At 41.9% G+C, this 15,903-nt stretch carries 16 protein-coding genes; 13 read left to right on the top strand and 3 right to left on the bottom strand.

The features are described 5' to 3' along the window. Window positions 1–257 precede the first annotated feature (257 nt). From AC2IOM_RS00800 to AC2IOM_RS00780, 5 genes are all read left to right on the top strand, one after another. The gene (locus tag AC2IOM_RS00800) at window positions 258–1,445 is read left to right on the top strand and encodes an efflux RND transporter periplasmic adaptor subunit (RefSeq protein WP_010560783.1); all 1,188 of its coding nucleotides are present in this window, start codon (window positions 258–260) and stop codon (window positions 1,443–1,445) included. 9 nt (window positions 1,446–1,454) lie between these two features. After that, window positions 1,455–4,568 (top strand): efflux RND transporter permease subunit, encoded by a 3,114-nt coding sequence (locus AC2IOM_RS00795; protein WP_486358824.1) that lies wholly within the window; start codon window positions 1,455–1,457, stop codon window positions 4,566–4,568. Between the two features lie 145 nt (window positions 4,569–4,713). After that, window positions 4,714–5,028: an HI1450 family dsDNA-mimic protein gene (locus AC2IOM_RS00790; RefSeq protein ID WP_054978582.1), complete on the top strand. Its 315-nt coding sequence runs from the start codon at window positions 4,714–4,716 to the stop codon at window positions 5,026–5,028. Window positions 5,029–5,086: 58 nt separating this feature from the next. Beyond that, on the top strand, window positions 5,087–5,884 hold the full coding sequence (locus AC2IOM_RS00785) for a DUF481 domain-containing protein (RefSeq protein WP_486358823.1): 798 nt from the start codon (window positions 5,087–5,089) through the stop codon (window positions 5,882–5,884). Between the two features lie 12 nt (window positions 5,885–5,896). Further along, window positions 5,897–6,325 carry a hypothetical protein gene (locus tag AC2IOM_RS00780; RefSeq protein WP_010560779.1) on the top strand — a complete coding sequence of 143 codons (429 nt, stop codon included), beginning with the start codon at window positions 5,897–5,899 and terminating at the stop codon, window positions 6,323–6,325. A gap of 37 nt (window positions 6,326–6,362) precedes the next feature. On the opposite strand, the gene AC2IOM_RS00775 is transcribed toward AC2IOM_RS00780, so the two are convergent. Then, the gene (locus tag AC2IOM_RS00775) at window positions 6,363–6,881 is read right to left on the bottom strand and encodes an FKBP-type peptidyl-prolyl cis-trans isomerase (protein WP_010560778.1); all 519 of its coding nucleotides are present in this window, start codon (window positions 6,879–6,881) and stop codon (window positions 6,363–6,365) included. A 7-nt stretch (window positions 6,882–6,888) separates the two neighbouring features. Next, complete coding sequence (ygfZ, locus tag AC2IOM_RS00770) at window positions 6,889–7,791, bottom strand: tRNA-modifying protein YgfZ (protein WP_486358822.1); 903 nt, start codon at window positions 7,789–7,791, stop codon at window positions 6,889–6,891. 106 nt (window positions 7,792–7,897) lie between these two features. On the opposite strand from ygfZ, the gene AC2IOM_RS00765 reads away from it, so the two are divergent. Both AC2IOM_RS00765 and AC2IOM_RS00760 read left to right on the top strand, forming a co-directional pair. Beyond that, on the top strand, window positions 7,898–8,149 hold the full coding sequence (locus tag AC2IOM_RS00765) for an FAD assembly factor SdhE (RefSeq protein WP_010560776.1): 252 nt from the start codon (window positions 7,898–7,900) through the stop codon (window positions 8,147–8,149). A gap of 184 nt (window positions 8,150–8,333) precedes the next feature. Further along, the gene (locus AC2IOM_RS00760) at window positions 8,334–8,537 is read left to right on the top strand and encodes a hypothetical protein (RefSeq protein ID WP_486358821.1); all 204 of its coding nucleotides are present in this window, start codon (window positions 8,334–8,336) and stop codon (window positions 8,535–8,537) included. On the opposite strand, the gene nadB is transcribed toward AC2IOM_RS00760, so the two are convergent. Continuing rightward, window positions 8,534–10,144, bottom strand: a complete 1,611-nt coding sequence (nadB, locus tag AC2IOM_RS00755; protein WP_486358820.1) for an L-aspartate oxidase — start codon at window positions 10,142–10,144, stop codon at window positions 8,534–8,536. The two genes, AC2IOM_RS00760 and nadB, sit on opposite strands and share 4 nt — an antisense overlap. Before the next feature lie 346 nt (window positions 10,145–10,490). On the opposite strand from nadB, the gene rpoE reads away from it, so the two are divergent. The 6 genes from rpoE to lepB all read left to right on the top strand — a co-directional run bounded on the left by rpoE (window position 10,491) and on the right by lepB (window position 15,888). Next, window positions 10,491–11,072 carry an RNA polymerase sigma factor RpoE gene (gene rpoE, locus AC2IOM_RS00750; protein WP_486358819.1) on the top strand — a complete coding sequence of 194 codons (582 nt, stop codon included), beginning with the start codon at window positions 10,491–10,493 and terminating at the stop codon, window positions 11,070–11,072. Window positions 11,073–11,080: 8 nt separating this feature from the next. Next, window positions 11,081–11,686: a sigma-E factor negative regulatory protein gene (locus tag AC2IOM_RS00745; RefSeq protein WP_486358818.1), complete on the top strand. Its 606-nt coding sequence runs from the start codon at window positions 11,081–11,083 to the stop codon at window positions 11,684–11,686. Continuing rightward, window positions 11,687–12,631: a MucB/RseB C-terminal domain-containing protein gene (locus tag AC2IOM_RS00740; RefSeq protein WP_010560771.1), complete on the top strand. Its 945-nt coding sequence runs from the start codon at window positions 11,687–11,689 to the stop codon at window positions 12,629–12,631. Continuing rightward, window positions 12,631–13,080 carry a SoxR reducing system RseC family protein gene (locus tag AC2IOM_RS00735; protein ID WP_486358817.1) on the top strand — a complete coding sequence of 150 codons (450 nt, stop codon included), beginning with the start codon at window positions 12,631–12,633 and terminating at the stop codon, window positions 13,078–13,080. The genes AC2IOM_RS00740 and AC2IOM_RS00735 overlap by 1 nt, the downstream gene beginning before the upstream one ends. Before the next feature lie 69 nt (window positions 13,081–13,149). Beyond that, entirely contained in the window at window positions 13,150–14,940 is a 1,791-nt protein-coding gene (lepA, locus tag AC2IOM_RS00730; RefSeq protein ID WP_010560769.1) for a translation elongation factor 4, read from the top strand. Window positions 14,941–14,952: 12 nt separating this feature from the next. Further along, window positions 14,953–15,888 carry a signal peptidase I gene (lepB, locus tag AC2IOM_RS00725; protein WP_486358816.1) on the top strand — a complete coding sequence of 312 codons (936 nt, stop codon included), beginning with the start codon at window positions 14,953–14,955 and terminating at the stop codon, window positions 15,886–15,888. Window positions 15,889–15,903: the final 15 nt, after the last annotated feature.

The following is a 15,903-nucleotide window of genomic DNA, read 5'->3' as shown; positions in this document are numbered from 1 at the left end:
GGGTTGTTCGAGATTAACGTGTCTTACTATGTCTGTAAAGCGCGTAACTTCACCCTAGGTTCATATTTTTCCAGCAAAATAGCCGCTCTGACAAATGGCTAAAAACACCACTTACTGATTTGATTAGATTTTGTTAAATATTAAATTACAATTAATGTGCAGTCGTATTATGATTGATAACCAGAAGATATTATTAGAAATTTCGGATTTTTCATCGAGAATAAAAATTTGCTCTATTTGTGATAAGGGAGAGTTGCATGTTTACGTCCAAGTATAAAAATATTAGTTCCCCAACCAAAGCTGCGTTTTTTGTCAGCTGTGTGTTGTTAGGGCCGATGGCCTTGACGGGTTGTGGAAAGGAAGAAGTTGTGCAACAAGCGCCAGCACCAGCGGTCTCGGTTTATACCGTTAATAATGACCAAGTTGGCACTTATCGTGAGTTTACTGCGCGCACCGAAGCGTCGAAAGAAGCGGATATTACAACCCGTGTGCAAGGTGAGTTAATAGAGCGAAAATTTGTTGAAGGTTCTGAAGTTAAAAAAGGCGATTTACTGCTAAAAATTGATCCTAGCGAATACGAGGCGTTTTTAGCGCAATCTGATGCGGACCTAAAATCAAAAATAGCTGGTGCAGCAGGTGCTGCCCGCGATTTAAAACGTGGTAGAGAAGTCGCTGATAAAGGTTTTATTTCACAATCTGATTTAGACAAGCTGATTACCAATGCTGCGCAAACGCAAGCAGCGGTAAAAGCGGGCGAAGCGGCACTTAAAAAAGCTAAATTGGATTTAAGTTATACTGAAATAGTCGCGCCGTTTGATGGGAAAATTGGTCGCGTAAATATTGATGTTGGTAATATTGTAAGCCCGCAAAGTGGTGTGCTGGCAAACATCACCTCAACGGACCCTATCTATGTTAATTTTTCGGTTGAAGAGGCACTTTATACTACCTACTTACAAGAACACCGAAATATCGAAAGTCCTGATCAAGTACCTCTCGATTTAAAAATTCGTTTACCGAATAACAGCGAATATGCCGAGGCTGGTGTGCTAGATTTTGCCGATACAAAAATAGACCGCAACACCGGCACGGTTGAGCTAAGAGCCTCTTTTCCAAATCCAGATGGTATTGTGTTACCTGGGTTATTTGTAAAGCTGATTGCTGAGAGCAAAAATAAATCGTCTATGGCGTTAGTGCCACAAGCTGCGGTACAAGAAAATCAGCAAGGTAAGTTCTTATTGGTGGTTGATGACAACAACAAAGTGAGCACACGACATGTAGATTTAGGTCGTCGCATTAATGCTATGTGGGTCGTTAACTCGGGCATTGAAGCGGGTGAGCGCATTATTATTGAAGGGCTGCAAAAAGTGCGCCCAGGTGTTGAAGTAAACCCAGTTGAAAAAAATGTTGATACGGTAACCGGTGTTATCACAAACAGCGCAGAATAGGGGGCGTAAATGATTAGTAAAACGTTTATTAATCGGCCCAAATTTGCGCTGGTTATTTCAATTGTAATTACCTTAGCTGGCTTAATTTCGTTGTATTTGTTGCCAGTGAATATGTACCCTCAAATTACGCCACCACAAATTCAGGTGACTGCTGTATACCCAGGAGCGAGCGCTCAGGTTGTTGAGGAGTCGGTGATCCGCCCCATTGAAGAGCAAATCAATGGGGTGGAAGATATGCTGTATATTGAATCCACGGCCGCTAATAACGGTACTGCTAGTATTACCGTGTACTTTAAAGTTGGTACTGACGATGATATGGCGCAAGTGAATGTGCAAAACCGCGTTGCACTTGCCGAAGCTGGCTTACCTGAAGAAGTAAAACGTCAAGGCGTTGTTGTACGCAAACAATCCAGCAATATGTTATTGGGAGTGACGCTTTACAGCACGCAAGAAAATCTTGATGAAATCTTCCTGAGTAACTACGCCACAAACTATTTAACAGAGCCTCTAGGGCGTATTCCGGGTGTTGCAAACGCTGAAGTAATGGGTGAAAAAACCTATTCAATGCGTATTTGGTTAAATCCAAACAAAATGTCGTCGCTTGGTGTCACCGTGGCGGATGTGCAAAATGCACTGCGAGAGCAAAACTTAATTGTTGCTGCGGGTAAGTTAGGCGCCAGTCCCGCTCCGAAAAATCAGCAGTTTGAATATTCCATTCAGGCACGCGGTCGCCTAAAAACCCCAGATGAATTTAGCGATACCATTATTAGAGCTACAAACGATGGTGATTTTATTCGCTTGTCGGATATTGGTCGTATTGAATTGGGTTCTAAAGATTACGCGTTTACTGCCAAATTAAATGGTGAAGATACCGCGTTTTTAGTTATTTATCAGCTGCCAGATGCTAACGCGACTGAAGTGGCTGCGAATGTGAAAAAGCAAATGGAAATTCTCTCTGAGCGTTTTCCTGATGGCCTTCATTACAGCATGCCTTATGATACAACTGAATTTATTAACCGTTCGATAGAAGAAGTAGTGGTAACGCTTTATCAAGCAGTTGCGCTGGTAATTCTAGTGGTATTTTTATTCCTCCAAAATTGGCGCGCAACGCTAATTCCGTCAGTGGCAATTCCAGTGTCGTTGGTTGGTACGTTCGCCTTTATGATGTTGATGGGTTATTCAATTAACACGATTACCTTGTTTGGTTTGGTACTGGCTATCGGTATCGTGGTAGATGACGCCATTGTTGTTATTGAAAACGTTGAACGAATTTTAAAAGAAGAAAAGCTGCCAATTAAAGAAGCGGTAAGCAAAGCGATGGAGCAGGTTTCAGGGCCAATTATCGCGACAACTCTAGTACTGCTTGCGGTGTTTGTGCCAGTTGGATTTATGCCGGGCATTACCGGTGAGCTTTATAAACAGTTTTCAGTAACAATTTCATTTGCTGTACTTATTTCATCAATTAACGCATTAACGTTAAGCCCAGCACTGTGTACTTTGTTACTAAGTGAAAAAGCAATGAAGCCAATTAAATGGCTAGCACCCGTAGAAAAAGGCATCATTTCTTCTACTTCTAAATATTCATCGACAGTTAGTTGGTTGTTAAAACGCTCAGCGCGTGTAGGTTTAGTAACAGTGTTGCTATTCGCTGCAACAGGTTGGTTAACCAAAGCGGTTCCTACCGCGTTTGTACCAGCGGAAGATCAAGGCTTTTTGTTTGTAGATGTGCAATTACCAGATGCAGCAGCCAGCGGCCGTACTGCTGAGGTAATGGCGAAAGTAAGCGAAACCATCTTAGCTGATCCTGCGGTAACCGATATTATTACCGTATCGGGTATTTCACTGCTTGGTGGTCCTGGTTCAAATAATGGTCTTGGCGTAATTGTGCTGAAAGACTGGGAAGATCGAACTGCGCCAGAACTTGGCTTACAGCAAGTGATCCCACGTTTAATGGGACAGATGTTTGCAATGCCAGATGCGCAAATTTTTGTCTTTAATCCACCGCCAATTCCAGGTTTAGGTACGAGTTCAGGTTTTGAATTTAGATTGCTAGACAGCGAAGGGCGAGCGCCTGCTGATTTAGCACAGGTGATGAATGGCTTAATTTATGAGGCTAATCAGCGTCCTGAATTAGCTAGCGTATTTAGTACTTTCCGCGCTAATGTACCGCAGTATTTCTTAGAAATTGACCGTGATAAAGCCAAAGCGCAAGGTGTGGCGTTAAGCGACGTGTTTGTCACCTTACAAGCGCAACTTGGTTCGCTGTACATTAACGACTTTAACCAATTTGGCCGTACTTATCAGGTTGTTATTCAAGCCGAAACTGAGTTCCGTAAAGATCCATCTGACTTAAATAACTACTATGTACGTGCTAGTAGTGGTGAAATGGTACCGCTAACGACACTTGCGAGTCTTGAACCAATTTTGGGCCCGACTAGCGTAAATCACTTTAACCTATATCGCAGTGCAAGTATCACTGGTCAGCCTGCGCCAGGTTACTCAAGTGGTGAAGCAATTAAGGTGATGCAAGAGTTATCTGCGCAATTACCAACAGGCTACATTTATGATTGGGCAGGGCAGACGAAGCAAGAAATTCAAGCTGGTAATTTAGCGCCATTGCTATTTGGTTTAGCGATTATCTTTGTTTACTTGTTCTTGGTTGCACAGTACGAAAGTTGGACGATTCCGTTTGCGGTAATTGCGGCCGTACCGTTAGCGATATTTGGTGCGATGAGTGCGCTTTATACGGTTGGAATGGCAAACAATATTTATGCGCAGGTGGGCTTAATACTCTTGATTGGTTTATCCACTAAGACCGCCATTCTAATTGTCGAATTTGCGATGGAACAACGCGCAGCGGGCCACAGTATTTTTGAATCGGCACTGAATGCTGCAAGGTTGCGTTTTAGAGCAGTATTGATGACGGCACTGTCGTTTGTACTTGGGGTTTTACCATTAGTATTTGCAACCGGTGCAGGTGCGGGTAGCCGTGTTAGTTTAGGTTTAACCGTACTGGCTGGTATGTTGGCTGCGACTATTTTTGGTACTTTGTTAATTCCAATATTCTATGCGTTGATTCAAAGTATGCGTGAAAAGGTGAAAGCAAAGCTAGCACATGAGTAACAGTTGCACAGGACGACCTGCTATTAGCTGAATTTTAGGCTAACAGTCGGTAGCCTGCGTTAAAATCACAAAATATAAGGCAAAGAAGCACTTCTTTGCCTTTTTTGTTTTGATATAATTATCAAAAATTGCGAAGAGTCGAGTTATGAGCAACCAAGATCACCTATGGACAATTGAAGAAGCGACTAATCACGCGTATGAAGTGTTTCTTGAATTGGCACCAGACAACTTGTCTGAACAAGATATTGTTGAGTTTAATCAATATCGTGAAGATTTAGGTTTTATTGAAGAAAGTGAGCCGGATGAGTCATGGCAAGAATTTACGGAATTTGAAATTGAACCAGAACTGTATATTCAAGTGCTGGTGGGATTAGAGTTTGAAAACCAAGATGTGTTATTTGCGCGCATTTTAATTAGCCGTGATAAAGCAGCGCCCTTTGTTCACGTATTGTGGAAGTAGTTCTTTTTATAAAACTGGTTTTTTAGCTTAGGTGGATTGAGAGTTAGAGTAGTATTAAATGCGTTGGATTGTGTTTTTTTATTGTATTCTTTTTTGTTCTAAATTGCTCGCTGCGGATCCGGATCCGTTTGAAGACTTTGCCGTGTATGGCGAAACCCCAAGTGACGAAAGGTATGAGCAAAATAAAGGGCGACTTTTGTTTGGTGATTTAGAACTGGGCTTTATTGTAACGACTGGTAACACTAATACTGCTAGTGCAAAACTCAAAACTAACATCATGCAAGATCTCAATAATTGGCGCAACCAATTGAAGTTTGATTCCTTGGTAAAAAAAGATAACGATAATGACGAAGGCGATGAGCTGTCTGCCACGCGTTATTTCACTTCATTGCAAAGTAACTACTTACTTGAAGACAAAAATAACTCACTGTTTTTATACGGTGATTATGAATTTGATAGATTTAGCGGTATCGAAAAGCAAGCGAGCTTTGTTGCTGGTTACGGTTGGCGCTTTTTAGAAAATCGTAAAGACAGCATTGATTTAGATGTTGGTCCTGGGGTTAATTATCAGGTCAGTGAAACCGATGAATCGGATTTAGGTTACTTGCTGCGATTAGCTTTGCAGTGGGAGCGAATCGTAAGTAAACGCACGCGCTTTAATCAGGATATCAGTGCGGAGCATTCGTTAAGTGGGTTAAACTCCCGCATCAAATCTGAGACGTCATTGGTGAGCCAAATCAGTGGGGCACTTAGTCTTAAGTTTTCATATTTATATCGTTACAACACCATGCCTGAAGAAGGCAAACGCAATTACGACGCTGAAACCAGTGCTACCTTTGTTTTTAGCTTCAACTAACTTGGAATATTAATGACCTATTCTCATAAACAAATCGCCTGGGCTATTTTACTGCTGCTTTCGTGGATTTTTTCATTTACCTTATTGGCGGTTTACTTAATCGGCCCGATTACAGGTCTGCTGATTTTTTCAGGTTTTGTGGTACTGGTGGCATTTTTATTTCATGGCATGACAGTTACAGTAAAAGATAACACAATAAAATGGGGTTTTGCTTTTGGCTGGTTTGGTCAAACGTTACCTTTGTCAGAGGTTGTTTCGTATCAGGCTGTGGAGAATTCATGGCGACATGGCATTGGTTTACGCATTAGCCATGATGGGTTTGTGTATTCAGCCCACGGTTTTAAGGCGGTTGAATTAGTGCTGCAAGATGAAACAAAAATTAGGCTTGGTACAAACGATCAAGCTGGCTTAATCGCCGCATTAGATAAGCAAAAAAAATAGCGCCCTAAAGCGCTATTTTTATTGTCAGAGCTGTAAATTAACAACAGCCGCCATTTTCATCATGTTTGTGATCGTGGTGTGAACCACAGCCTCCTTCACCATGAACATGGCCATGTGCCAATTCTTCTTCTGTCGCGTCACGTACTTCAAGTACTTCAACATCAAATGTTAAATCAATACCAGAAAGCGGGTGGTTGCCATCAACAATCACATCGTCTTCTTGAATATCGATAATTACAACAGTTTGCTCACCGTCATCGGTCGTTGCGCGAAATTGCATACCTACTTCAATATCCATACCGTCAAACATTGACTTAGGTACTGCTTGCATCAAACCGTCGTGACGCTCGCCATAGCCATCTTTTGCTGCAACTTCTACGGTAAAGGTATCGCCAGCTTGCTTATCAATAAGTGCATTTTCAAGACCTGGAATTAAAAAACCCGAACCAATGATGAACTCTAGCGGCTCGTTATCAAATGAGCTGTCGATGGCATTGTTGTCTTTGTCCATTACTGAGTAATGAAGCTTTACTACTTTTTGCTGTGCAATTTTCATATTAAACCTAATCTTCAAGTGTGTAAGGAAGAGCACTCACGCTAAGGCGTGACTCTTCAAGATCTTTAACGCGTAACTGAGCTTGCTCAGATGTGTCGTTTGGCAGTACCGCTTGAATATATGTGCCTTCATCGGTAACCGCAGTGTTAATTACTTTACCGGCTCTACGCCAGTTTTCACCAAGCTGAACTTCAACGTCGCTTGCTGTTTCAATGTGTTGTTCGGCGGCAAATAAGCTATACATTGCACGCTTGTTTTTGCCTAGGTATTTCATGCGCGCGACCGTTTCTTGGCCTGTATAACAGCCTTTATTAAAACTAATTCCACCAATCGCTTGCAGATTGACCATCTGCGGAACAAACTCATCGAGTGTTTCAGCATTTAGGCGCGGTAATCCGGCTTTAATATTAGCTGCAAGCCATGCATTTTCATTATTTGTAAGTGTAATTTTGCCTTCAAGTTCAGCCTGTTTTTCTTTTTCAATAACAAGTTGCACTAAGCCTTCGGCTAGCTTTAGCGCATAACCTAATTCAAATTGCACTAAATTGTGGCTGGTAAATGAAATCGCCAATGCAGACTCAATTTCACTGGTGGTTTGCGCTGTTACACCAAGGCTAATAAGCTGCTCGCTTAGGGCAAATTCTACTTTTGAAAAAACACCGTATTTTTTAAGTTCACTAAAGCTTTGCTTGGCTTCAATGTCACTTGCTAACATCAAGTAAGCGTCGTTTGCCGCAATTAGCTTATGTACTGACCAAAGTTTACCTTTTGCATTGCAATGCCCTGACCATAAAAAGGTCGTGTCGTTTAATAAATTAAGGTCTTGTGTAACTTGTCCGTGCAGGTAAGACTTGCGGTCTTGTCCGCTAATTTGAATGATTTTTTCTGAAATGCGAGAAGCGACTATCATAATACCCTACCACTGAAAATTAATGCCTTGATTTTAACTTAGATTCCTGATGATTGCATGCTTAGCTTTTGCTACTATTAAGATGCGTGAATTAACGAGGTATAAAATGAGCAATTTAGATAGCAAGGCTAAATTACGTTGGGCGTGTCGACGCGGTATGTTGGAACTTGATGTGTTGCTAAGACCATTTGTTGATGAAGCTTACGACGCATTAACAGATAATGACAAAGCAATTTTTCAACGCTTACTTGCGGCCGATGACCCTGATTTATTTGCTTGGTTTATGGGGCATGAAAAATGTGAAGACGCTGAGCTAGATTACATGGTTAAAACGATTTTAAATCGTGTCCGCGTATAGGTTATACGTCGCAAAATCTAGCATTGTGCCGAGTGTTTATCTCGGCATTAACCTGCCTGTATTTTTCTTTGCTTTACTCCCCACTGAAAATATTCTCTCCGCTCTACTTGTTTTAGTGTTTCTCGTATTGGTTAGTATTATCTGTTTCTTTAAGCTAAAAAGAGCGTTAGTAAGTGACTGTTATTTGTTACTCGAAGATGAGCGTGTATTGTGTCAGCACGACGGCAATAAAATCGGTGAAATAAGTCCGTTTAGTATTGTAACTGCATGGTTTGTATTAATTCGCTTTAAAGGGCAAAAAAGTAAGTGTAGTAAACTGATTTTGCTAAACAAGTTATCTACAAAAGATAAAAAACGGCTACTGAGAGCCGTTTATCGAGATGTTTAAGTTGATGCGTTTTTGTGTAGCACGGTAGGCGTTGGGTTTTCAGTTTGATTTGGGTAATCAAGGGTATAGTGTAGACCGCGGCTTTCTTTTCGTTCAAGCGCACTGCGAATAATGAGCTCAGACACTTGAACTAGGTTACGCAGCTCCAATAAATTATTACTCACTCTAAAATTAGTGTAGTACTCATCAATTTCTTGTTGCAGTAACTCAATGCGACGAAGCGCTCGTTCTAGGCGCTTGGTGGTGCGAACAATACCAACGTAGTCCCACATAAATAAACGCAGTTCGTGCCAGTTATGAGTAATAACAATTTCTTCATCAGAATTTGTCACACGACTTTCATCCCAGTTTGGAATGCTTGGTGCACTATGTTCTGAATTAAGCTTAGCCATAATATCCTTGGCGGCAGCTTGCGCAAATACAATGCACTCAAGCAGTGAATTACTCGCCATGCGGTTAGCGCCGTGCAGGCCGGTATAAGCGACTTCGCCAATGGCATAAAGATTATCTAAATCGGTTTTGCCATTAAAATCTGTCATTACGCCGCCACAGGTATAATGAGCCGCTGGAACCACAGGAATTGCTTCTTTGGTAATATCGAGGCCAACACTTAAGCATTTTGCGTAAATAGTGGGGAAGTGGTCGATAATAAAGTTTTTATCTTTATGACTGATATCGAGATAAACGCAGTTAGCGCCAAGGCGTTTCATTTCATAATCGATGGCGCGCGCAACCACATCACGCGGCGCCAGTTCGGCGCGCTCATCAAAATCAGGCATAAAGCGTGAACCATCAGGACGTTTTAAGTACGCCCCTTCGCCGCGCATCGCTTCAGTAATTAAAAAATTTTGTAATTCAGGGTGGTACAAACTGGTTGGGTGAAATTGATTAAATTCCATGTTGGCGACACGGCAGCCTGCACGCCACGCCATTGCAATGCCGTCACCACTAGAAACATCAGGGTTTGATGTATATAGATAGACTTTACTTGCGCCGCCTGTGGCAAGTGCGACAAAACGAGCACTAATAATTTCAACTTGTTCGGTAATGCGATTCCAAACATATAGACCGTGGCAGCGTTTGCCGGTGTTATTCAGTTTTTCATCGGTGATTAGGTCAATTGCATTATAGCGTTCAAGCAATAAAATGTTTTCATGCTCTTTTACGCGATCGATAAGCGTGGTTTGTACAGCTTTACCGGTTGCATCAGCTGCATGCAGAATACGACGGTGGCTATGACCGCCTTCGCGGGTTAAATGGTAGCGCTCTTTGCCAAGGGCGTTTTTATCCATATCAAATGGTACGCCTTGTTCTATTAGCCACTTCATGCATGTTTTAGCGTTGCTTGCAGTGTAATGAACGGCGTCGCGATCACATAGTCCACCGCCCGCTGCGAGGGTGTCTTCAACGTGCGATTCAACACTGTCTTCTTTATCAAAAACTGCGGCGATGCCACCTTGGGCATACATAGTTGAGCCTTCAGTTAATGGCCCTTTACTTAATACGGTGACGTGACAGTGATTTGCTAAGGTAAGCGCTAAGGTTAGTCCAGCAGCACCACTTCCTACGATGACAACATCGGTTGTTAACTGTGGTGTATTTGTCATACAGGTATCACTTTACAATGCAGGTAATTTATTTGGCATATAATAACATTAATTATGACAATGATAAAAAGACAAAAGTCGCACAGCCTATTTGTAAGGTAGTATAAGAATGTGAAAAACAGCGAAGAAATAGCGATAACGTGATTTTATGCTAATTTTGCTTAAGGAAAAGTGTTAAAGTGACCCTGTGACAGTCTATTTATCTATGTTTAAGATTAGCAAAGATAAATTGATTTAAAGTTTTTATAAAATGTTTCGAACTTTTTCAAACTCCTTGAGTCCTATATTGTGACATTACTCTTGGGAACTAGAGAAAGATTATAAATTAAGAGGAGTACCGGCTCGAATGAGCGAGCAGGATTTGGATTTAGCGCTAGTAAGAAAAGTTCAGCAGGGTGATAAAAACGCATTCAATGTGTTAGTTAAAAAATATCAGAACAAAGTTGCGAACTTAATTGGACGTTACGTCTCTAACCATGGAGATGTTTCTGATATTGCACAAGAAGCGTTTATTAAAGCATATAGAGCGTTACCGGGTTTTCGCGGTGACAGTGCTTTTTACACTTGGCTTTATCGTATAGCTGTTAACTGTGCTAAGAATCATTTAGTTTCACAAGGGCGCCGTCCGCCAGCCAACGATGTTGATGCGGATGATGCAGAATTTTATGATGGCGCTGATGCACTGAGAAGTAATTCAACACCAGAAAACTTGTTGCTAAGCGATGAAATAAAGCAGGTAATTTTTAGGACCATTGACGGCTTACCGGATGATCTTAAAACGGCAATTACATTACGCGAATTAGAGGGGTTAAGTTACGAAGACATTGCCATGATAATGGACTGTCCTGTCGGGACAGTGAGATCGCGGATATTCCGTGCTCGCGAGGCAATCGATAATCGACTTAATCCAATTTTAAATAATGCATAGGTCACTTTATGACTAATTTGAATGAGAAACGAAAAGAACAAATATCGGCACTGTTTGATGACGAACACAGCCTCGAAAGCCGACATTTGGGGAATGAGTTAGAGCACGCTGCATCGCGTTATTCACTGATTGGTGATGTAATGCGTGGCGAAGGCAAAGAACTTATTCAAATCGATATCGCAGATCAAGTTGCACTGGCATTAGAACAAGAAGAAACCTACAGCCAAGTGCCAGAAGCGCCAAGCGTTACTGAGCAAGTTGCTGCGGTAAATCAACAAAGCACAGTCGCAATCTCAAATTGGAAAAAACCGTTTGCCCAAATGGCAATTGCAGCAAGTGTTGCTGCTGTTGCGGTAATTGGCGTGCAATCTGTTCCCAAGGATGCAGATATCATTAGCCCTGAGCCACAACTGCAAAATTTAGAAACCATGCCTTTTGGTGGTACTGCAACGCCAGTAAGTTATTCAACTGAACCTGCGCTTGAAACCGCTCAAAAAGGACTGCGCGAGCTTGAAGAAAAACGTCTAGGTGCGCTGTTATTAGAGCATCAAAGACAATCGCGTATTGCTCAAGCTGAAAAAGCGAAAGAAGACGAGTTGGAGAACAATCAGTAGATGCGAATATTCGTTGTCTTAGCTTGGCTTGTAGTTGCGTTGCCAAGCTTTGCTTCTGAACCTAATGAAGCGAAACAGCTTTTATTAGAAATGGCCAATACGGTCAAAAACAGTAACTTTACCGCCTCGTTTGTAGTTGTAAAAGGGCGAAATAATATAGAACCTTACGCGTGGCGACATGCAAATTACAAAGGCACCGAACTTGAGCACCTAAGTCTACTCGACGGTGCGGGTGTTGAAATGTTGCGTGTTGGTAATGTAGTTACCTACTTCGAGCCACAAAACCCACCTTATTCTTTAAATAGCTCGTCTTTAGCTGGCCCGATCCCAAGTATTATTTTTAACGATATCAGTGAACTGGAACCGAATTATCATTTTGCAATTGGTGGTAAGTCACGGATATCAGGTCGTGTAGCGCAGTTAGTACGTATCGAATCTAAAGACCAAGCAAAATTCAACTACTGGTTGTGGCTTGATGAGCATTCAAAGCTGCCACTTAAAACAGCCTATGTGTCGGCAGCCGGCGAAATTGTTGAGCAGCTGCAAATGACTAACGTTAGTTTTAGTGAACAACCGAGTGTTGAACTTATCGAAATGAGTCAGCAAAACCTGCCTGCGCCAGTAACCGCTGTAAAAGAAGAGCAAAGTATTGAAACATGGCAAGTTGATGCGATGCCTGCCGGTTTCGCACTGGTAAAATCAGAGCGTCAAACGTTAAACTTAAACGGTGAGCTTGCCGATTACTATTTATATAGTGACGGGTTAATTGAAGTGTCGGTCTTTATTCAAAGACCGCTTGCCAGTAATAGTCGCAGCAAAGCGCTTTCGGCAGGTGCTACAACGGTATTTATTCATCAAGCACCAGGCTATGAAGTCTCTGTGATTGGTCAATTGCCGCCAATGACTGCTAAACTAGTAGCAGAATCAGTTCAACGCGCTAACTAATGATTGAAAAAACGTTTACGGTGGCCAAAGTAGAGAATACTTTGGTCACTTTTGCATTACCTAAACCTCAAGCATGCAGTGGTTGTGATGGTAAATGCGGCTCGCTTACCTTTGCTAAACTATTTGCCAATAAACGTTCAGAACTTACGATTGTAAGTGATGCTGCCCTTGAAGTCGGGCAAAAAGTCGATTTAACCTTAGATGATTCTCATGTCATTAAAATGTCGTTGTGGACGTACATGGTGCCTTTACTGCTTGCTTTAGTGTTTACCATAGTTGCGGCGAATGTCTTGGTGGTTAGTGAAGGGTGGCAAATTTTATCTGCAATGCTAGGTGGTTATACGGGGTTTTTGCTAGCAAAAGCGAAGCAAACGGGCCTTAAAAATCGCATTAAAATAAAAAAAATTCACCCAATCAGCTTACCAATCACGCAAATTAATGGTGATTAGCCCAAATTAAGGGTAAAATCGGCGTTTTGATTTTGAACCCTATTTATTTAGAAGTATTGAATCCAACATATGAAGCACATTCGTAACTTTTCTATTATTGCCCACATTGATCACGGTAAATCGACTTTATCGGATCGTTTAATCCAAGTCTGTGGTGGTTTATCTGATCGCGAAATGCAACAGCAGGTACTGGATTCAATGGACCTTGAGCGCGAGCGTGGTATTACCATTAAAGCGCAAAGTGTTACGCTAAACTACACTGCAAACGACGGCGAAACATACCAACTAAACTTTATCGACACACCTGGACACGTTGACTTTACCTATGAAGTTTCGCGTTCATTAGCAGCGTGTGAAGGTGCATTATTAGTAGTTGATGCTGGTCAAGGTGTAGAAGCACAAACAGTTGCTAACTGTTACACCGCAATTGAAATGGATTTAGAAGTACTCGCAATTCTAAATAAAATCGACCTACCGCAAGCTGATCCAGATCGCGTGTCAGAAGAAATTGAAGATATCGTAGGTATTGATGCAACGGGTGCAACCCAATGTAGTGCAAAAACAGGTCTAGGTATCGACGCGGTACTTGAAGACATTGTTAAAAATATTCCACCACCAGAAGGTGATCCAGAAAAACCATTACAAGCGCTGATTATCGATTCATGGTTTGACCCATACCAGGGCGTTGTATCACTTGTGCGTATTAAACACGGTGAGCTGAAAAAAGGCGATAAAATCCAGATCATGTCAAATGGTCAAGTTCACATCGCCGACAAAGTAGGTATCTTCACGCCAAAACAAACTGAAACCGGCACATTAAGAACGGGTGAAGTAGGTTTTGTTATTGCGGGTATTAAAGATATTCACGGTGCACCAGTAGGTGATACCATCACCTTGCAACGTCAGCCAGCTGATGCTCCATTACCGGGTTTCCAAAAGGTAAAACCGCAAGTGTATGCGGGTATGTACCCAATTTCATCAGACGAATATGAAAGCTTCCGTGATGCGCTATCAAAACTAAGCTTAAACGATGCGTCGTTATTCTATGAGCCAGAAAACTCAACTGCGCTAGGTTTTGGTTTCCGTTGTGGTTTCTTGGGTATGCTACACATGGAAATTATCCAAGAGCGTTTAGAGCGCGAATACGACATGGACCTTATTACTACTGCACCAACGGTAGTGTATGAGATTGTTGAAAAGGGCGGCAACGTTATTCACATCGACAACCCGTCTGATTTACCGCCAGTTGGTAATATTGAAGAAATTCGTGAGCCAATCGTTGAAGCAAATATTCTTGTGCCACAAGAGTACCTTGGTAACGTAATTACCCTGTGCGTTGAAAAACGCGGTATGCAAACAAAAATGGCTTATCACGGCAACCAAGTAGCGATTACTTACGAAATGCCAATGGGTGAAGTAGTAATGGATTTCTTTGATAAATTGAAGTCAACCAGTCGTGGTTTCGCGTCTCTTGATTATAACTTTAAGCATTTCCAACCAGCCGATATGGTTCGCGTTGATATTCTTATCAATGGTGACCGTGTTGATGCACTGGCAATTATTTGTCACCGTGATGCATCTCAATCACGTGGTCGTCAATTAGCGGAAGCATTAAAAGAGCTGATTCCGCGTCAGATGTTCGATATTGCGATTCAAGCAACCATTGGCGGGCACGTAATTGCACGTACTACTGTAAAACAACTTCGTAAAAACGTAATCGCGAAGTGTTACGGTGGTGACGTATCACGTAAGAAAAAGCTATTACAAAAACAAAAAGAAGGTAAAAAGCGTATGAAACAACTCGGTAATGTTGAAGTACCTCAAGACGCCTTCCTAGCCATTTTGAAAGTGGGCAAGTAAGGAGTTAATGACATGGCGGGTTATTTTTCAATATTTTTAGTATTGTTGACCTTAGGTTCGGGCCTAATTTGGTTAATCGATCACTTAGTTTATGCACCCAAGCGTAAAGAGCGTATTGCCGTGGCGCAAGGCGCAAGTGGTGTGCCGTTAACTGAAGAAGTGATCGAGCAGATTGCACCGCAGCACTCAATTGCTGAAACAGCGCAGTCGATTTTTCCTATGGTTGCCGCCATTACTATTTTCCGCTCGTTTTTGTATGAACCGTTTCAAATTCCATCGGGCTCAATGATGCCAACCTTGTTAAAAGGTGATTTCATTCTGGTGGAAAAATACTCTTATGGTGTAAAAGACCCAGTTTGGCGCTCGCAACTGATGGATGTTGGCACGCCAGAGCGTGGTGACCCGTTTGTATTTAAATACCCAGAAGACGATAAAATTGATTTTATTAAACGTGTAGTGGGTTTACCGGGCGATACCATTATTTATCGCAATAAAGAAATTTACATTAAACCTAAATGTGATGCAGGGCAAAGTGATAGCCAAGGCTTAACTTGTGGTCAGTTTAATAAAATGGAACGTGAACTGGTAAATCAAGGTGAGTTTATGCTCGCTGGTGTGCCACAAATTCGCGCGACAGAACAGCTTTCAGGTTTAACACACGATATTTTAATTAACCCAGCAATGCCCGAATTATCAGGTCGCTATTATCAGCAAGCGGGTACGGCACAAGACGAATGGCGTGTACCAGAAGGCCATTATTTTGCAATGGGTGATAACCGCGATAACAGCCAAGATAGCCGTGTTTGGGGTTTTGTACCAAAAGAAAATTTAGTAGGTAAAGCAGTATTTATTTGGATGAGCTTTACTTTTTCAGAAGACGAAGACAGTGTATTACCGTCTTGGGTGCCAACTGGTGTGCGCTTTGAACGCCTTGGCAAAATTCAATAATCTTTTAACAAGTTA

The organism is Pseudoalteromonas sp. NS-SX12 (assembly GCF_057367955.1).
The sequence above is the reverse complement of the archived record's forward strand: the minus strand, read 5'-3'. Positions and strand labels throughout refer to the sequence as shown.